An 18,129-nucleotide genomic window follows, 5' to 3' on the forward strand; every position below is an offset into this window, starting at 1 on the left:
GATCAGGCGGCTGCGCGCAGTGGGCGAGCCACCGCTACGCCGTCAGTGTCGAACAGATGGCAATGCGCCGGGTCCAGGTGCAAGTGCAGCGTCTCGCCGTACTGGCTGGCCATGTCGCCGCGAATCCGCAGGGTCAGCGGCTCGCCATTGGCGGTGATGACGTGGCAGAAGGTGTCGCTGCCCAAGCGCTCGCCGACGTCGGCGGTCACGGTCAGGGTGGTTTGCCCTGGTGCGGCGATTTCCAGATGCTCCGGGCGAATGCCCAGGGTCACCGCGCTGCCGACGCTCAAGGTCGCGCCGCTCAACGGCAGGCTGATCAGGGTGCCGGCGTCCAGTTGCACCTCGCAGCCCTGGCCTTCGACACGCGTGACCTTGCCCTTGAGGAAGCCCATCTTCGGCGTGCCGAGAAAGCCCGCCACAAACAGATTGGCCGGCTGGTGGTACAGCTCCAGCGGCGAGCCGACCTGTTCGATACGACCACTGTTGAGCACCACAACTTTGTCGGCCAGGGTCATGGCCTCCACTTGGTCGTGGGTCACGTAAATCATGGTGGCTTGCAGTTCTTTATGCAGGCGCGCCAGCTCCAGGCGCATCTGCACGCGCAGCGCTGCGTCGAGGTTGGACAGCGGTTCGTCAAACAGGAAGATTTTCGGGTTGCGCACAATCGCCCGGCCAATCGCCACACGCTGACGCTGGCCGCCGGACAGTTGTTTGGGCTTGCGCTCCAGCAGCGGGCCCAGCTCAAGGATGCGCGCCGCTTCGCTGACCTTGCTGTCGACCAGCTTCTTGTCGACACCGGCCAGGTCCAGGGCAAACGACATGTTCTTGCGCACGCTCATGTGCGGGTACAGCGCGTAGGTCTGGAACACCATGGCCAGGTCGCGCTTGGCCGGGGTTACTTCGGTGATGTCGCGGCCATCCAGTTCGATGGTGCCTTCAGTGACTTCTTCCAGGCCGGCGATCAGGCGCAGCAGGGTGGATTTGCCGCAGCCCGACGGGCCCACGAACACCACGAATTCCTTGTCGTTCACCTCAAGGTCGATGCCCTTGATGATCGAGAAACCTTCGAAGCCTTTTTGCAGATTCTTGATTTTCAGGTTGGCCATGATGGGCCTCCTTGTCGAATTATTATTTGACGGCGCCAAAGGACAAACCGCGTACCAACTGCTTCTGGCTGATCCAGCCGAAAATCAGGATCGGCGCGCAGGCCAGGGTCGAAACGGCGGATAACTTGGCCCAGAACAACCCTTCGGGGCTGGAGTAGGAGGCGATCAGCGCGGTCAGCGGCGCGGCGCTGGAGGACGTCAGGTTCAGCGACCAGAACGCCTCGTTCCAGCACAGGATCAGCGACAGCAACACGGTGGAGGCCAGGCCGCCCTTGGCGATCGGCAGCAGCACGCGGACCATTTCCTGCCACAGGGTGGCGCCGTCCAGGCGGGCGGCTTCGAGGATGTCCTTGGGAATGTCCTTGAAGTAGGTGTACACCATCCACACCACGATCGGCAGGTTGATCAGGGTGTAGATGATGATCAGCGCAATGCGCGTATCCAGCAGGCCGAAGCTCTTGGCCAGCAGGTAGATCGGCATCAGCACGCCCACCGGCGGCAGCATCTTGGTCGACAGCATCCACAGCAGCGTGCCCTTGGTGCGCTGGGTTTCGTAGAACGCCATGGAGTAGGCGGCCGGCACCGAGATCAGCAGGCACAGGGCGGTGGCGCTGAAGGAAATCACCACCGAGTTCCAGGCGTAGGCGAAGTAGTTGCTGCGCTCGTTGATGTGCAGGTAGTTCTCCAGCGTCGGCGTGAAGATGAACTGCGGCGGCGTGGCGAACGCGTCGATTTCGGTCTTGAAGCTGGTCAGCACCATCCAGAAGATCGGGAAGAAAATCAGGATCGCGATGGCCCAGGCCAATGTGCCGAGCAACAGGCTTTGCAGGCGACGGGATTGTTGAAGCGTCATGGCGCGGCCCTCAAGGCTTGTCAGTCAGGTTTTTGCCGATCATCCGCACCAGGATGATCGCCGCGATATTGGCGATGACCACGGCAATCAAGCCGCCGGCCGAGGCCATGCCCACATCGAACTGCACCAGCGCCTGGTTGTAGATCAGGTAGGCGAGGTTGGTCGAGGCGTAGCCCGGGCCGCCGTTGGTAGTGGTGAAGATTTCGGCAAACACCGAGAGCAGGAAGATGGTTTCGATCATCACCACCACGGCAATCGGGCGGGCCAGGTGGGGCAGGGTCAGGTGCCAGAAAATCGCAATGGCGCCGGCACCGTCCAGACGTGCGGCTTCCTTTTGCTCCTGGTCCAGGGACTGCATGGCGGTCATCAGCAGCAGGATCGCGAAGGGCAGCCATTGCCACGACACAATGATGATGATCGACAGCAGCGGGTAATGCGCCAGCCAGTCCACCGGTTCGGCGCCGAAGAACTTCCACACCGCGGCGAGGATCCCGGACACCGGATGGAAAATCAGGTTCTTCCAGATCAACGCACCGACGGTAGGCATGATGAAGAACGGCGAAATCAACAGCACCCGCACGATGCCACGGCCCAGGAACTCACTGGCCTCCAGCAGCGCGCTGATCAACACGCCGAACACCACGCTGATCAGCAACACGCTGCCCACCAGCAACAAGGTATTGGTGGCGCCGGGCAGGAAACCCGAATCGGTGATGAAGTAGCTGAAGTTTTCCAGCCCCACGAATTGGTTTTCGCCGGGGTAAAGCAGGTTGTAGCGGATCAGCGAAAAGTACAGGGTCATGCCCAGCGGCACGATCATCCACAGCAGCAACAAGGCCACCGAGGGGCTGACGAGAAACCAGCCGGGGTTGGCCAGGCGGTTTTTGGTGGGTGTATTCATGGTGATCAGAACCAGTCAGATGCCTACAGAATCTGCGTCGGAGTGCGGTCACTGTGGGAGCTGGCTTGCCTGCGATGGCATCGCCTCGGTGCTACTGATAGACCGAGTTGTTTGCCTCGCAGGCAAGCCAGCTCCCACAAAAGCCCAGCGCCTACATTTGCGGTGGTGTGGCAGGGTTATTTGGGGTAACCGGCCCGCTTCATTTCCCGCTCGGTTGTAGTCTGCGCGGCGGTCAATGCAGCATCGACGGTCTGCTGACCGGTCAACGCGCCCGAGAAGAACTTGCCCACCTGAGTACCGATCGCCTGGAATTCAGGAATGGTCACCAACTGGATACCGACATACGGCACAGGCTTCTCGGTCGGCTTGGTCGGGTCGGCCACTTTCAGCGATTCCAATGTCACCTTGGCGAACGGCGCAGCCTGCATGTACTCGTCGCTGTAGGTGGATTGGCGGGTACCCGGCGGCACGTTGGCGATGCCATCGGTCTTGGCCACGAGCTGGCCGTATTCCTTGGAGGTGGCCCAACTGGTGAACACCTTGGCGGCGTCCTTGGCCTTGGAGCTGGTCGGGATCGCCAGGCTCCAGGAATACAACCACGACGTGCCCTTGTCGGTCTTCTCGTGGGGCGCAAACGCGAAGCCGACCTGCTCGGCGACCTTGCTCTGGCTCTTGTCGGTAACAAACGAACCGGCCACGCTGGCGTCTACCCAGATCGCGCATTTGCCACTGTTGAACAGCGCGAGGTTTTCATTGAAACCGTTGCTGGAGGCGCCCGGTGGGCCGGATTTCTTCATGTTGTCGACGTAGAAGTTCAGCGCGTTTTTCCATTCCGGGCCGTTGAATTCTGACTGCCACTTCTCATCGAACCAGCGTGCGCCGTAGCCGTTGGCCAGTGTGGTGATCAGCGCCATGTTCTCACCCCAACCGGCTTTGCCGCGCAGGCACAGGCCGTATTGCTCTTTGGATTTGTCGGTGAGTTTGGCCGCGTATTCGCTGATCTGGCTCCAGGTTGGGTGCTCTGGCATCGTCAGCCCGGCGTCCTTGAACAGGTCGGTGCGGTAATAGGTGATCGAGCTTTCGGCGTAGAACGGTAGGGCGTACAACGAGCCCTTGACCGACAAACCATCACGCACCGAAGGGAACACGTCATCAAGGTCGTAGGACGCCGGCAAGTCCTTCATCGGCTCCAGCCACCCCTTGGCGCCCCAGAGTGCGGCTTCGTACATGCCGATGGTCAACACGTCGAACTGCCCGCCCTGTGTGGCGATGTCGGTGGTGAGGCGTTGGCGCAGCACGTTTTCTTCGAGCACCACCCAGTTCAACTTGATCTCCGGGTGCTCGGCCTCGAAGGTTTTCGAGAGCTTTTGCATACGGATCATGTCGCTATTGTTGACGGTGGCAATGGTCAAGGTTTGCGCGCCAAGGCTGACGGCGCTGAGGGTCATGCATGCAGTCATGCAAGAACAGGCAAGCAGAGCTTTTGCTGTGAACTTCATCGCGCACTCCATTTCCGCGCCCAGGGGGCTACAGAAGGACGGTTATTGTTGTTGTGTCTTCCTGCAACGAGTCAGGAAGAGTGTGCGTCGATTACAGCCTTGAAATGGGGTTGTGACAAATCCTTGGGCGCACGCTCACTGATACTTTTTTGCACTCGATGATCGTCCCCGTGAAGTGTGGGGACGATCGATGCCGTATTTAACGCTCGATATCAGCCAGTACCCGCTCAGCCAACAATCGAGACACCTCGATCAATTGCGCGATACCCAGGGCGCCTTCGCGCCGCGAGCCGTCGAGATCAAAGGCGAAATCGCAGGTGAGGGCGTGGGCAGAGGCGAGTGATTCGCTGAGGTTGACCAGTAGGTCTTGGATGCAGATGCCGTCTTTAACGGTGAATAGCACGCTGGGTGCTGGATCGATTGGGGGATTTGGGGTGGGTTTGATCATGGTGAAACTCCGGAGATATTAAAGGAGCTGCCATTGATCGCCGCGACGCGATGGGGGTGGCAGCTGTACGCAGGTTCGCGGACCGACTCTCCGAAACATCGGCATACCCGAAGGTATCCCGCGCACAGCCGCCATAGCGCCGCACAGTAGACGACAAAAAAGCGCCAACTGAAAGGACACGATGACGCTTTTGCGTCTGGAGAAATACGGGCCGCGACGCCCGACCGCTGAGTGTGCAGCGGTGTACAGAGACTAGAGATTGAGTGTCCTAGGGACAACCTCAAAACCTTGTAAGACGTTTCTGTTTCCTGACGCCTGCCGAACGATCAACCTCAAGCCAAATTCTGCTCAGTCAACCGCTGCACCGCCAATCGCCGGTAGTGGGACGGCGTCATCCCCTTAAGCTGCTGAAACCGCCGATTGAAGTTGGAAATATTGTTGAACCCCGACTCAAAGCACACATCCGTCACCGCCTTATTGCCATCGGCCAGCAGCTCGCACGACTTGCTGATGCGCAGCCGATTGACGAATTCAATAAAAGTACGCCCAGTGGCCTGCTTGAATACCCGGGAAAAATACGTCGGCTTCATCCCCAGGTACTCCGCGACTTCTTCCAGCGGCAGCTCCCGTGCGTAGTGGGCGAAGATGTAGTCCACCGCGCGGTTGGTGCGGTCGATGCTGTGTTCATCGGCTTGCTGCGAGGTGGTCACGCCGGACAGCAACTGGTAGTCCTCACAGGCACTCAACACTTCCAGCAGGATAAAAAAGTGCCCCAGGCGCGCTATGCCGTCGGCGTCCTCGATGTTCTGCATGAGGCTCATGGCTTGGGCGATGGTTTTTTTGCAGCGAAATTCGATGCCGTATTGGGCGCGTTCGAGCAACGGCGCCAGGCGTTTGAGCTCGGTGAAGATATGGCTGCCATGTTCGAACAGTTCATCGGTGAAGTTCACCAGCATGTCGCGCTTGGGCACCACTTCGTCTTCTTCCACCTGGCTGATCCAGTTATGGGGCAGGTTGGGGCCGGTGAGGAACAGGCTTTCCGGGTAGAAGTTGCCGATGTAGTCACCGATAAACACCTTGCCGGAACTGGCGACGATCAGGTGCAGTTCATATTCCTTGTGGAAGTGCCAGCGCACCAACGGGCAGGGGAAGCCATGCTGACGATAGATGATGGACAGACCGTTGTGATCGTCCATCAGTTCGTAGGAAGGGTCGGTGATGCGCGTTGCTCGGGTCATGCTGCCGTCGCTTTATTGTGGTCGCTGCGTAGGATAATGCCCCGTCGCGCGCGACCTCGCCAGCAGCAGTGTTTATAGGGTGCGGTTTTTGGCCTCGATCCATTGGGACATGTACTGGGTACTTTTATGCGCGTGGTGGCGCAGCATGCTGCCAGTGAAATTGTCCCGGCGATGGGCGGTGAGGTTGTTGCGGCAACGTTCCAGGCATTCCACCAAGGCGGGCCCGTGGAGGTCCTGGTCATAGCGCCGGGCCAGCAGTTGGCGCCCTTGTTCCTGAGCCTGGGTCCAGCGCTCGCGGTTTTGGTAAAGGGCCACGGCAGCGGCGGCCAGGGTCGGGGCGTCCTGTGCGATCTCGCCGGGCCAGGGCTGGTCATCGCCCATGGCCTCGGCGCCGATGGGGGTGGTGACATTGGGTGTACCGCACAGCATGGCGTCCACCAGCTTGCCCTTGATGCCGGCGCCAAAGCGCAGTGGTGCCAGGCAAATACGCGCCGCCGTCATGACTTGCAATGCATCTTCGGCCCAGTTCATCACATGAAAACCCTGCGGCGGGTTGTGCAGGGCGGTGGCCTTGGGCGGCGTGTAGGCACCGTAGATGTGCAACTGCGCGCCCGGCAGTTGTTGGCGAATCAGCGGCCACAGGCTGTGCTTCATCCACAGCACCGCATCCCAGTTGGGCGCGTGGCGGAAGTTACCGATGCTGAGGAAATGCGCGCGGTCTTCAAACGGCGCAAACGCGGCCATGGGCGGTTGCAGCATCAACGGGCACCAGTGGAGCAGGGCGGCGGGCACCTTGAACTGTTCGGTGAGCAGACGGATTTCCACGTCGGAGATCATCAGGCTGATGTCGCAGCGGTAAATCGCGGCGATTTCGCGTTTGGCCAGGTCGGTATCGGCCATGCGTTGGAACTCGTCCTCCAGCGCCGGCGCGAACAGGGCGCTGAAGTCGTCGCTGTCGGGGTTGGCTTTTACATGCGCCTTGAAACGCTGGTGACGGGCGTCGCGCAGGCTTTGCAGGTCGGAGGTCTCCAGTACCCGCAGCGCGTGGGGGCAGCATTGTTCCACGCGCCAGCCAAATTGCTCCTCCATCATGAAACGGTCGAACAGCACGATATCCGGGGCCAGTTCGTGGATAAAGTCATCGAAGCTGCTGTTGTTCAATTCGATGGCGCGTTCGGCGATCCCGAGTGCCGGCAAGTCGGCCTTGTGTTCGCCGATGGTGGCGGGGCTGCTGAAGGTAATGTCCCAACCTTGCGTAAGAAAACTCTCAAGGATTTGCATCATATGCCCGCCCGCGGCGGAAGAGCGGGGCTCTGGCCAGACGTAACCAATGACCAGGACTTTGATGGCGGGCTGATTCATGAATGCGTCCTTAGTCCCGCAGGCGGGCTCTAAAAAGCGGCTGATTAAATCATACTTTTGTGTCGCAGCCCGCCTTGCGAAGGAATGCTGATTAACGTGGTGTTTGTAATTTCGAAATGAGCTCGTGACCTGTCAACTTTCACAGTTATCCCGGCTCGTGCAGGGTGCTAGGTTAGGTACAGCTTTCTGGATGTAGGGATGTCAGAAAAACATCAAATCGTTTTTAGGAGGTGCATCCCATGGATGCCGAACAAACCAATAAGGTAAACGCCGTTGAGGCTGACTGGCATAACGTTACATTGACAAGGGGCGTCACCGGCTATAGCGGAAATTTGCGTATCCGTTTTCAGCGCCTAGGCAACAAGCTGACGTTGACAACCGAGGCCTACATGATCAGTGGCGATAGTTCACGTAGCAAGGCCAATATCAATTATGAGGTGAGGGTCGGCAATAACAAGGTTTGGGACTTGGACTCGCCCGATGACCGTAAGCAGGATGGTCAGTGGCATACCTGGTCAAATTACAAGGAAGTATCGGTTGCCAGCGGGGCTCACACGGTAACGTTCAGGGCAGAGTTTATCTTCGATATGTCCGGAATCGATGATCGGGCTATAGCGACGCACACCGTAAACATCTAGCTCGCGAGCGCCAACGTCTTGCCGGGCACCTGCGGTGCCCGGCATTTCCTATCTATCGAACTGAATCCATATCAGCGCAATTTCGGCGGGTAAGCACGTGTCCGCGCCCGATTCCAGAAGGTGTCGGTAGTGATCATGCGTGGGGACATGACAATTTGTGTCTGGCGGTAGGTAGCGTCGGCAGTTTGTGGTTAACTTCCGCCTCTCGAATTCGTTTAACCAAACCCAGCATAAGGATTCCGTTCATGGCTCAAGTCACCCTTAAAGGCAACCCGGTCCAGGTTGAAGGCGAACTGCCGAAAGTCGGCACCAAAGCCGCAGACTTCACCCTGACCGCCGGCGACCTGTCCAACGCCACCCTGGCCACCTTTGCCGGCAAGCGCAAAGTGCTGAACATCTTCCCAAGCGTTGATACCCCAACCTGCGCCACGTCCGTGCGCAAGTTCAATGCCCAGGCCAACGATGTGGCCAACACCGTGGTGCTGTGCATCTCCACCGACCTGCCATTTGCCCAGGCGCGTTTCTGCGGCTCCGAAGGCCTGGAAAACGTGAAAAACCTCTCGGACTTCCGTGATTCGGATTTCGCCGTTGATTACGGTGTGGCGATTGCCGACGGCCCGCTCAAAGGCCTGACCGCACGCGCTGTGGTGGTACTGGATGAAAACGACAACGTGCTGCACAGCGAGTTGGTCAAGGAAATCGCTGAAGAACCAAACTACGATGCTGCTCTGGCAGTGTTGAAGTAACTGTTTCTGCGCGTAACTGTCGTTTGGCAGTCACACGTATGATGCATGATTGCGGCCTGGCCTAGTCCAGGCCGTTTTTATTTGAGCGTCAGCGGTTTAGCGAAATAGCTGACGGACCAAGATCAGACGTTAAAAGTTGTAAGCCCAAGGTAAATAGCCGGTAAAGGTGCTTTTCTAAACGCCCCCCAGTGCTTATCTTTCAGCCTCCCGAAGAAGAAGCTCTCATCCCCAATGGTTGATCACTCCATGCAATCCTCCTCCCGCAACTCCCGCCGCTGGCTGTTTGGCCTGCTTGTGCTGCTGGTTATCGCCGGCCTGTGCTGGAAATTCTGGCCCGGCGGCGCGGCCCACAAGGACGCACCAGCGGGGCACACGGGCAAGACCGGCATGGCGCGCCCGGGGTTCGGTGGTTCCACCGGCCCGGTGCCGGTGCGCGTGGCGCCGGTGGTGCAGGGGGAGTTTGCGGTGTACTACAAGGCGCTGGGCACGGTCACCGCGCTCAACACCATTAATGTGCGCAGCCGGGTGGGCGGTGAGCTGGTGAAGATTGCCTTTGAAGAAGGGCAGATGGTCAAGGCCGGCGACCTGCTGGCGGAAATCGACCCGCGCAGCTACCAGAACGCCTTGCTCCAGGCCCAGGGCACGCTGTTGCAGAACCAGGCCCAGCTGAAAAACGCCCAGGTCGATGTCGAGCGTTATCGCGGCCTGTATGCCCAGGACAGTATCGCCAAGCAGACTCTGGACACCGCCGAGGCGCTGGTGTTGCAGTACCAGGGCACGGTCAAGACCAACCAGGGCGCGGTGGATGACGCCAAGCTCAACCTTGAATTCACCAGGATCCGCGCACCGATCAGCGGCCGCGTGGGTCTGCGCCAGCTCGATGTCGGCAACCTGGTCGCCGCCAATGACACCACCGCCCTGGCGGTCATCACTCAGACTCAACCGATCAGCGTGGCGTTCACCCTGCCGGAAAATACCCTGGAAACCGTACTCGCCCGTTACCACGCCGGCAACAAACTGCCCGTGGAAGCCTGGGACCGTAGCGACGTGAAAAAACAGGCGGTCGGCGTGCTACAGAGCCTGGACAACCAGATCGACGTCACCACCGGCACCCTGAAGTTCAAGGCGCGCTTCGATAACAAGGACCAGGCGCTGTTCCCCAACCAGTTCGTCAATGTGCACTTGCTTGCCGACACCTTGCATAACGTGGTGCTGGCACCGTCGGCGGCGATCCAGTTCGGCAATACCGGCACCTTTGTCTACAAACTCGACGGTGACAAAAAGGTCAAGGTCCAGCCGTTGGTGCTGGGTGATTCCGACGGTGAGAACACCGTGGTCAAGGAAGGCCTGGTCGCAGGCGACCGCGTGGTGCTGGAAGGCACCGACCGCCTCAAGGACGGCAGCGAAATCGAAGTGGTCAACGAAAGCAAAGAAGTGCCGACCACGCCGACCGAACACCTGCAAGGCAAGCCCGCGGCAAAAGGGGAGACCGGCGCTGACGCCGGCAAGGCGCAAAAGGTCGGTTCATGAACCTGTCACGCCTGTTTATCCTGCGCCCGGTCGCCACCACGCTGAGTATGCTGGCGATTGTATTGGCCGGGATTATCTCGTATCGCTTGTTGCCGGTATCGGCCTTGCCCCAGGTGGACTACCCGACCATCCGGGTCATGACCCTGTACCCCGGCGCCAGCCCCGACGTAATGACCAGCGCGGTCACGGCACCCCTTGAGCGCCAGTTCGGGCAGATGCCGGGGCTGACGCAGATGGCGTCCACCAGCTCGGGCGGTGCCTCGGTGCTGACCCTGCGTTTCAACCTCGACATCAATATGGACGTCGCCGAGCAGCAGGTGCAGGCCGCGATCAACGCCGCCACCAACCTGTTGCCCAAGGATTTGCCGGCGCCGCCGGTGTACAACAAGGTCAACCCCGCGGATACCCCGGTGCTGACCCTCGCGATCACCTCCAAAACCATGCTGTTGCCCAAGCTCAATGACCTGGTCGACACGCGCATGGCGCAGAAAATCGCGCAGATCAGCGGCGTCGGCATGGTCAGCATTGCCGGTGGCCAGCGCCAGGCCGTGCGTATCAAGGTCAACCCCGAGGCCCTGGCGGCCAATGGCTTGAACCTCTCGGACGTGCGCGCCCTGATCGCCGCCTCCAACGTCAACCAGCCCAAGGGCAACTTCGACGGCCCCACCCGCGTGTCGATGCTCGATGCCAACGACCAGTTGGTTTCGCCCCAGCAATATGCCGAACTGATCCTGGCCTACAACAATGGCGCACCGCTGCGCCTCAAGGATGTGGCGCAGATCGTCGACGGTGCCGAAAACGAGCGCCTCGCGGCCTGGGCCAACGAAAACCAGGCGGTACTGCTCAATATCCAGCGCCAACCGGGCGCCAACGTGATCGAGGTGGTCGACCGCATCAAGGCGCTGCTGCCGAGCATCACCGACAACCTGCCGGCCGGCCTCGACGTGACGGTGCTCACTGACCGCACCCAGACCATCCGCGCCTCGGTGAAAGACGTGCAGCACGAGCTTCTGATTGCCATCGCCCTGGTGGTGATGGTGACATTCCTGTTTCTGCGGCGGGTCAGCGCCACCATCATTCCGTCCATCGCCGTGCCGCTGTCCCTGGTGGGCACCTTTGGCGTGATGTACCTGGCGGGCTTCTCCATCAATAACCTGACGCTGATGGCCCTGACCATCGCCACCGGGTTCGTGGTGGATGACGCCATCGTTATGCTGGAGAACATTTCCCGCTATATCGAAGAGGGCGAGACGCCGATGGCGGCGGCGCTCAAGGGCGCCAAGCAGATCGGTTTCACTCTGATTTCCCTGACCTTGTCGCTGATTGCGGTATTGATCCCGCTGCTGTTCATGGCTGACGTGGTTGGTCGGCTGTTCCGCGAGTTCGCCATCACCCTGGCGGTGGCGATCCTGATTTCGCTGGTAGTGTCCCTGACGCTCACGCCGATGATGTGCGCGCGTTTGCTCAAGCGCGAACCCAAGGAAGAAGAACAGGGGCGTTTCTACAAGGCCAGTGGCGCCTGGATCGATTGGCTGATTCAGGCCTATGGCCGCAAATTGCAGTGGGTGCTCAAGCACCAGCCGCTGACTCTGCTGGTGGCCATCGCCACCCTGGGGCTTACGGTGGTGCTGTACCTGGTGGTGCCCAAGGGCTTTTTCCCGGTGCAGGACACCGGGGTGATCCAGGGTATTTCCGAAGCGCCGCAGTCGATTTCCTTTGCGGCGATGAGCCAGCGGCAGCAGGAACTGGCGAAGATCATCCTCGCCGACCCGGCAGTCGAGAGCCTGTCGTCCTACATCGGTGTGGACGGCGATAACGCCACGCTCAACAGCGGGCGCTTGCTGATCAACCTCAAGGCCCACGGCCAGCGCGATTTGAGCGCAGCCGAGGTGATCACCCGCTTGCAACCGCACATCGATAAGCTGGTGGGCATCCGCCTGTTCATGCAGCCGGTGCAGGACCTCACCATCGAGGACCGCGTCAGCCGTACCCAGTATCAGTTCAGCATGTCGTCGCCGGACGCCGAGTTGCTGGCACTGTGGAGCGGCAAGCTGGTGCACGCCCTCAGCCAGCATCCAGAACTTACCGATGTCGCCAGCGACTTGCAGGACAAAGGCTTGCAGGTGTACCTGGTGATCGACCGCGACGCGGCCTCGCGCCTGGGCGTGAGTGTCTCGACCATTACCGACGCGTTGTATGACGCCTTCGGCCAGCGCCAGATCTCCACCATCTACACACAAGCCAGCCAATACCGCGTGGTGCTGCAGGCCCAGTCCGGCGAAACCCTCGGCCCGGCCGCGCTCAACCAGATCCATGTGAAGACCACCGACGGCGGCCAGGTGCGGCTGTCGAGCCTGGCCCACGTCGAGCAGCGCCAGGCGCAGTTGGCGATTGCCCATATCGGCCAGTTCCCGGCGGTGATGATGTCGTTCAACCTGGCCCCCGGCGTCGCCCTGGGCAAAGGCGTTGAGCTGATCAACCAGACGCAGAAGGACATCGGTATGCCGGTGGGCGTGCAGACCCAGTTCCAGGGCGCGGCCCAGGCGTTCGAGGCGTCGTTGTCGAGCACCTTGCTGCTGATCCTGGCGGCGGTGGTCACCATGTACATCGTGCTGGGCGTGCTCTACGAGAGCTATATCCACCCGATCACCATCCTGTCGACCTTGCCGTCGGCGGCGGTGGGGGCCTTGCTGGCCCTGCTGCTCAGTGGCAATGACCTGGGCATGATCGCGATCATCGGCATTATCCTGCTGATCGGTATCGTGAAAAAGAACGCGATCATGATGATCGACTTCGCCCTCGATGCCGAACGTAATCAGGGGCTGGATCCACAGACGGCGATTTACCAGGCGGCGCTGTTGCGTTTCCGGCCGATCCTGATGACCACCCTGGCGGCCCTGTTCGGTGCGGTGCCGCTGATGCTCGCCAGCGGTTCCGGCGCGGAGTTGCGCCAACCGCTGGGCCTGGTGATGGTCGGTGGCTTGCTGGTGAGCCAGGTGTTGACGCTGTTTACCACGCCGGTGATTTACTTGTATTTCGACCGTCTTGGCCGCCGCTGGCGCAAAGAGCCGCAACGCCTGGAGCCGGTTGAGCCATGAACCTGTCCGGACCGTTCATTCGCCGGCCGGTAGCGACCATGCTGCTGAGCCTGGCGATCATGTTGCTCGGCGGCGTCAGCTTCAACCTGCTGCCGGTGTCGCCGCTGCCGCAGATCGACTTCCCGGTGATCGTGGTGTCTGCCAGCTTGCCCGGCGCCAGCCCCGAGGTGATGGCGTCCAGCGTGGCGACGCCACTGGAGCGTTCGTTCGGCTCGATTGCCGGTATCACCACCATGAGCAGTTCGTCGAGCCAGGGCTCGACGCGGGTGATCCTCGCCTTTGATTCCGACCGTGACATCAACGGCGCGGCGCGCGAAGTGCAAGCGGCCATCAACGCGTCGCGCAACCTGCTGCCCAGCGGTATGCGCAGTATGCCGACCTACAAGAAGATCAACCCGTCCCAGGCGCCGATCATGGTGCTGTCGCTGACCTCCGATGTGTTGCAGAAGGGGCAGCTGTATGACCTGGCGTCGACCATCCTGTCCCAGAGCCTGTCCCAGGTGCCGGGCGTGGGCGAAGTGCAGATCGGCGGCAGCTCGCTGCCGGCGGTGCGCATCGAGCTGGAGCCCAAGGCTCTGGACCAGTACGGCGTGGCCCTGGACGATGTGCGCAATACCATCGCCAATGCCAACCAGCGCCGACCCAAAGGCTCCCTGGAAGATGGCGAACGCAACTGGCAGATTCAAGCCAACGACCAGCTGGAAAAAGCCAAGGACTACGCGCCGCTGTTGATTCGCTACCAGGACGGCGCGGCCCTGCGCCTGGGGGATGTGGCGAAGATCACCGACGGTGTGGAAGACCGCTACAACAGCGGCTTCTTCAACAATGATTCGGCGGTGCTGCTGGTGATCAACCGCCAGTCCGGCGCCAACATCATCGAGACGGTCAGGCAGATCAAGGCCCAGTTGCCGGCGTTGCAGGCGGTGCTGCCGTCCAGCGTCAAGCTCAGCCTGGCCATGGACCGCTCGCCCGTAATTGCCGCGACCCTGCATGAGGCGGAAATGACCCTGCTGATCGCAGTGGGGCTGGTGATCCTGGTGGTGTACCTGTTTCTGGGCAATTTCCGCGCTTCGCTGATCCCGACCCTGGCGGTGCCGGTATCGCTGGTGGGCACCTTCGCGGTGATGTACCTGTACGGGTTTTCGCTGAACAACTTTTCGTTGATGGCGCTGATCCTCGCCACCGGGCTGGTGGTGGACGATGCCATCGTGGTGCTGGAGAACATCTCCCGGCACATTGACGAAGGTGTGCCGCCGATGAAGGCTGCGTACCTGGGCGCCGAGGAAGTTGGCTTTACCTTGTTGTCGATGAACGTGTCACTGGTGGCGGTGTTCCTGTCCATTCTGTTTATGGGAGGGATCGTCACCAACCTGTTCCGCGAGTTTTCCATCACCTTGTCGGCAGCGATCATTGTTTCGCTGATCGTCTCGCTGACCCTCACGCCGATGCTCTGCGCGCGCTGGCTCAAGCCTCATGACAAGTCCAGGCAGACCGGCTTGCAGCGCTGGAGCCAGAAGATCAACGACCGCATGGTCGCCGGCTACGCCACCAGCCTGGACTGGGTGTTGCGTCATCGGCGTCTGACCCTGCTCAGCCTGTTGATCACCGTGGGCGTGAATATCGCGCTGTATGTGGTGGTGCCAAAAACCTTCATGCCCCAGCAGGACACCGGTCAGTTGATCGGGTTTGTGCGCGGCGACGATGGCCTGTCGTTCAGCGTGATGCAGCCGAAGATGGAAATCTTCCGCCAGGCGGTGCTCAAGGATCCGGCGGTGCTCAGCGTGGCGGGCTTTATCGGCGGCAACAGCGGCACCAACAACGCGGTGATGCTGGTGCGGCTCAAGCCGATCAGCGAGCGCAAGATCTCTGCCCAGGCGGTGATCGAGCGCCTGCGCAAGGACGTGCCGCTGGTGCCGGGCGGGCGCCTGTTCCTGATGGCCGACCAGGACCTGCAATTCGGCGGCAGCCGCGACCAGACCAGCGCACAGTATTCCTACATCCTGCAAAGCGGCGACCTGGCCGCGTTGCGGCTGTGGTACCCCAAAGTGGTCGCGGCGATGCGTGAGTTGCCGGAGCTGACCGCCATCGATGCTCGTGAGGGCAGGGGCGCGGCGCAGGTTACGCTGATCGTCGACCGTGATCAGGCCAAGCGCCTGGGCATCGACATGGACATGGTTACGTCGGTGCTCAACAACGCCTACAGCCAGCGGCAGATTTCCACCATCTACGACAGCCTCAACCAGTATCAGGTGGTGATGGAGGTCAACCCCAAGTATGCCCAGGACCCGAACACCCTGAACCAGGTCCAGGTGATTACTGCCGATGGCGCACGGGTGCCGTTGTCGACCATTGCCCATTACGAGAACAGCCTGGCCGACGACCGCGTCAGCCATGAAGGCCAGTTTGCCTCGGAAAATATCGCCTTCGACATGGCGCCCGGGGTCACGGTAGAGCAGGGCACCGCCGCCATCGAGCGGGCGATTGCCAAGGTCGGCCTGCCAGAAGATGTGATCGCCAAGATGGCCGGCACCGCCGACGCCTTTGCGGCCACGCAGAAGGGCCAGCCGTTCATGATTCTGGGTGCGCTGGTGGCGGTGTACCTGGTGCTGGGCATTTTGTATGAGAGTTATATTCACCCGCTGACCATCCTCTCGACCCTGCCGTCGGCAGGTGTCGGCGCGTTGTTGGCGATCTACCTGCTGGGCGGCGAGTTCAGCCTGATTTCGTTGCTGGGCTTGTTCCTGCTGATCGGCGTAGTGAAGAAAAACGCGATCCTGATGATCGACCTGGCGCTGCAACTGGAGCGCAACGATGGCATGAGCCCGCTGGAATCGATCCGCAGTGCCTGCCTGTTGCGCCTGCGGCCGATTTTGATGACCACCCTGGCCGCGATCCTCGGCGCCTTGCCGTTGCTGCTCGGCAGCGGCGATGGCGCGGAAATGCGTCATCCATTGGGCCTGACCATCATTGGCGGCCTGGTCTTCAGCCAGATCCTGACCCTTTACACCACCCCGGTGGTTTACCTCTATCTCGACCGCGCGCGCCACCGCTTCAATGCCTGGCGCGGCGTGCGTACCGATGCTGCCCTGGACACTGCGCTATGACCGATTCAACCAACGCCCCTGCAACCCCTGTAGGAGCGAGCTTGCTCGCGAAAAAAGCCCAGATGCCGCGCTCATCCAGAATGAACGCATTATCGTTGACGGCTTTCGCGAGCAAGCTCGCTCCTACAGTGGGCCTGGCCCTGTTGCTCAGCGCCTGCGCCATTGGCCCTGACTACAAACGCCCGGAGGTCATCGAGCCGGTGCAGTTCAAGGAGGCCCAGGGCTGGCGCCAGGCCAACCCCAGCGATTCCCTGGCCCGTGGCGCCTGGTGGGAGCTGTATGGCGACCGCCAACTCAATGGGCTGGTAGAGCGCCTCAACACCTCCAACCAGACCGTCGCCCAGGCCGAAGCACGCTTTCGCCAGGCCCAGGCCCTGGTGCGCAGCTCCCGCGGGGCGTTTTACCCCAGCGTCGACCTGAGCGTTGGCAAAACCCGCGCCAGCCAGGGCACCGGCAGCAGCAGCGCCAGCCTCAGCAGCTCCAGCAGTGGTATTCGCGACACCCTCAATGCGCAGTTGGGCGTGAGTTGGGAAGCCGATATCTGGGGCAAGTTACGCCGCGGGCTGGAAGCCAATGAAGCCAGCGCCGAGGCCAGTTCGGCGGATCTGGCCGCGATGCGCCTCAGTCAGCAGTCGGAACTGGTGCAGAGCTACCTGCAACTGCGGGTCATGGACGAGCAGACGCGCCTGTTGCAGGCCACTCTGGATACCTACCAGCGTTCATTGAAAATGACCGAAAACCAGTACCGCGCCGGCGTGGCCGGCAAGGATGCCATTGCCCAGGCGCAAACCCAGCTCAAGACCACCCAGGCCAGCCTGATTGACTTGATCTGGCAACGCGCCCAGCTGGAAAACGCCATTGCCGTGCTGATCGGCGAAGCCCCGGCCAACTTCAATCTGGCTGTCAGCAATGATATTCCGGCGTTGCCGCAGATACCGGTGAGCCTGCCGTCCCAGTTGCTGGAACGTCGCCCCGATATTGCCTCGGCCGAACGCTCGGTGATTGCCGCCAACGCCAATATCGGCGTGGCCAAGGCAGCTTATTACCCGGACCTCAGCCTGAGCCTGCAGGGCGGTTATTCCAGCAGCACTTATGAAGATTGGATCAGCCTGCCTAACCGCTTCTGGTCGGTAGGGCCGAAACTGGCGATGACCCTGTTCGATGGCGGCCAGCGCTCGGCGGAAGTCGACCGCACCGTGGCCAGCTATGACGAGACCGTGGCCAAGTACCGCCAGACTGTGCTGGATGGGTTCCGTGAAGTGGAAAACTACATGGTCCAGCTCAAGGTCCTGGCGGACGAGGCTGTGGTCAGCAATGAAGCACTGGAGTCGGCGCGCGAGTCGTTGCGCTTGACCGAGAACCAGTACAAAGCGGGGTTGATCGCTTACCTGGATGTGGTGACTGTGCAGGCGACGGCCTTGAGTAACGAGCGCACCGTATTGACCTTGTTGCAGTCGCGGTTGGTGGCGAGTGTGCAGTTGATTGCGGCGTTGGGTGGTGGCTGGGACGGCCAGACCTCTCTGGCTGAAAAGGAGTAACCGGATGCGCCGCGCATCCTGGGGGAGCAAGATCAACTGTGTGGGCTTGCCCCAATGCCAGTCAGTTA

Annotated in this window: 13 protein-coding genes; 6 read left to right on the top strand and 7 right to left on the bottom strand. The window is 60.9% G+C overall.

The genetic code is table 11. The features are described 5' to 3' along the window. Positions 1 to 2: 2 nt before the first annotated feature. The 7 genes from JFT63_RS03725 to JFT63_RS03695 all read right to left on the bottom strand — a co-directional run bounded on the left by JFT63_RS03725 (position 3) and on the right by JFT63_RS03695 (position 7,407). Positions 3 to 1,106, bottom strand: coding sequence for an ABC transporter ATP-binding protein (locus JFT63_RS03725; RefSeq protein WP_057702915.1), 1,104 nt, complete (start codon positions 1,104 to 1,106; stop codon positions 3 to 5). A gap of 22 nt (positions 1,107 to 1,128) precedes the next feature. Then, positions 1,129 to 1,959 (bottom strand): carbohydrate ABC transporter permease, encoded by an 831-nt coding sequence (locus JFT63_RS03720; protein ID WP_005788583.1) that lies wholly within the window; start codon positions 1,957 to 1,959, stop codon positions 1,129 to 1,131. Between the two features lie 10 nt (positions 1,960 to 1,969). Next, positions 1,970 to 2,860 carry a carbohydrate ABC transporter permease gene (locus tag JFT63_RS03715; protein ID WP_057702916.1) on the bottom strand — a complete coding sequence of 297 codons (891 nt, stop codon included), beginning with the start codon at positions 2,858 to 2,860 and terminating at the stop codon, positions 1,970 to 1,972. A gap of 176 nt (positions 2,861 to 3,036) precedes the next feature. Beyond that, on the bottom strand, positions 3,037 to 4,359 hold the full coding sequence (locus JFT63_RS03710; RefSeq protein WP_057702917.1) for an ABC transporter substrate-binding protein: 1,323 nt from the start codon (positions 4,357 to 4,359) through the stop codon (positions 3,037 to 3,039). 199 nt (positions 4,360 to 4,558) lie between these two features. Next, on the bottom strand, positions 4,559 to 4,807 hold the full coding sequence (locus JFT63_RS03705; RefSeq protein ID WP_057702918.1) for a DUF6124 family protein: 249 nt from the start codon (positions 4,805 to 4,807) through the stop codon (positions 4,559 to 4,561). A 332-nt stretch (positions 4,808 to 5,139) separates the two neighbouring features. Then, a complete protein-coding gene (locus JFT63_RS03700; protein WP_198843497.1) occupies positions 5,140 to 6,045 on the bottom strand; it encodes a helix-turn-helix domain-containing protein in 906 nt (301 codons plus the stop codon). A 72-nt stretch (positions 6,046 to 6,117) separates the two neighbouring features. Next, the gene (locus JFT63_RS03695) at positions 6,118 to 7,407 is read right to left on the bottom strand and encodes a glycosyltransferase (protein WP_198843496.1); all 1,290 of its coding nucleotides are present in this window, start codon (positions 7,405 to 7,407) and stop codon (positions 6,118 to 6,120) included. Positions 7,408 to 7,646: 239 nt separating this feature from the next. Here JFT63_RS03695 and JFT63_RS03690 point away from each other — a divergent pair, with 239 nt between their 5' ends. From JFT63_RS03690 to JFT63_RS03665, 6 genes are all read left to right on the top strand, one after another. Continuing rightward, positions 7,647 to 8,045 carry a hypothetical protein gene (locus JFT63_RS03690; RefSeq protein WP_198707668.1) on the top strand — a complete coding sequence of 133 codons (399 nt, stop codon included), beginning with the start codon at positions 7,647 to 7,649 and terminating at the stop codon, positions 8,043 to 8,045. A gap of 245 nt (positions 8,046 to 8,290) precedes the next feature. Further along, entirely contained in the window at positions 8,291 to 8,791 is a 501-nt protein-coding gene (gene tpx / locus JFT63_RS03685) for a thiol peroxidase (protein WP_057702929.1), read from the top strand. Between the two features lie 231 nt (positions 8,792 to 9,022). Beyond that, positions 9,023 to 10,321, top strand: coding sequence for an MdtA/MuxA family multidrug efflux RND transporter periplasmic adaptor subunit (locus JFT63_RS03680; protein ID WP_198843495.1), 1,299 nt, complete (start codon positions 9,023 to 9,025; stop codon positions 10,319 to 10,321). Further along, positions 10,318 to 13,419: an MdtB/MuxB family multidrug efflux RND transporter permease subunit gene (locus JFT63_RS03675; protein WP_057702931.1), complete on the top strand. Its 3,102-nt coding sequence runs from the start codon at positions 10,318 to 10,320 to the stop codon at positions 13,417 to 13,419. Before JFT63_RS03680 ends, JFT63_RS03675 begins: the two co-directional genes overlap by 4 nt. After that, positions 13,416 to 16,523 carry an efflux RND transporter permease subunit gene (locus JFT63_RS03670; protein ID WP_198843494.1) on the top strand — a complete coding sequence of 1,036 codons (3,108 nt, stop codon included), beginning with the start codon at positions 13,416 to 13,418 and terminating at the stop codon, positions 16,521 to 16,523. Before JFT63_RS03675 ends, JFT63_RS03670 begins: the two co-directional genes overlap by 4 nt. After that, positions 16,520 to 18,061: an efflux transporter outer membrane subunit gene (locus tag JFT63_RS03665; protein ID WP_233102221.1), complete on the top strand. Its 1,542-nt coding sequence runs from the start codon at positions 16,520 to 16,522 to the stop codon at positions 18,059 to 18,061. Before JFT63_RS03670 ends, JFT63_RS03665 begins: the two co-directional genes overlap by 4 nt. Positions 18,062 to 18,129: the final 68 nt, after the last annotated feature.

This window comes from Pseudomonas sp. MF7453 (genome assembly GCF_016405455.1).
Classification (GTDB): Bacteria; Pseudomonadota; Gammaproteobacteria; order Pseudomonadales; family Pseudomonadaceae; genus Aquipseudomonas; species Aquipseudomonas paralactis.

Bases quoted from the DNA above. Each gene is read 5' to 3' on its own strand.
- JFT63_RS03695 (WP_198843496.1), bottom strand. From the start codon at position 7,407: ATGAATCAGCCCGCCATCAAAGTCCTGGTCATTGGTTACGTCTGGCCA.
- JFT63_RS03665 (WP_233102221.1), top strand. From the start codon at position 16,520: ATGACCGATTCAACCAACGCCCCTGCAACCCCTGTAGGAGCGAGCTTG.
- JFT63_RS03715 (WP_057702916.1), bottom strand. From the start codon at position 2,860: ATGAATACACCCACCAAAAACCGCCTGGCCAACCCCGGCTGGTTTCTC.
- JFT63_RS03690 (WP_198707668.1), top strand. From the start codon at position 7,647: ATGGATGCCGAACAAACCAATAAGGTAAACGCCGTTGAGGCTGACTGG.
- JFT63_RS03700 (WP_198843497.1), bottom strand. From the start codon at position 6,045: ATGACCCGAGCAACGCGCATCACCGACCCTTCCTACGAACTGATGGAC.
- JFT63_RS03725 (WP_057702915.1), bottom strand. From the start codon at position 1,106: ATGGCCAACCTGAAAATCAAGAATCTGCAAAAAGGCTTCGAAGGTTTC.
- JFT63_RS03705 (WP_057702918.1), bottom strand. From the start codon at position 4,807: ATGATCAAACCCACCCCAAATCCCCCAATCGATCCAGCACCCAGCGTG.
- JFT63_RS03670 (WP_198843494.1), top strand. From the start codon at position 13,416: ATGAACCTGTCCGGACCGTTCATTCGCCGGCCGGTAGCGACCATGCTG.
- JFT63_RS03680 (WP_198843495.1), top strand. From the start codon at position 9,023: ATGGTTGATCACTCCATGCAATCCTCCTCCCGCAACTCCCGCCGCTGG.
- tpx (WP_057702929.1), top strand. From the start codon at position 8,291: ATGGCTCAAGTCACCCTTAAAGGCAACCCGGTCCAGGTTGAAGGCGAA.
- JFT63_RS03720 (WP_005788583.1), bottom strand. From the start codon at position 1,959: ATGACGCTTCAACAATCCCGTCGCCTGCAAAGCCTGTTGCTCGGCACA.
- JFT63_RS03675 (WP_057702931.1), top strand. From the start codon at position 10,318: ATGAACCTGTCACGCCTGTTTATCCTGCGCCCGGTCGCCACCACGCTG.
- JFT63_RS03710 (WP_057702917.1), bottom strand. From the start codon at position 4,359: ATGAAGTTCACAGCAAAAGCTCTGCTTGCCTGTTCTTGCATGACTGCA.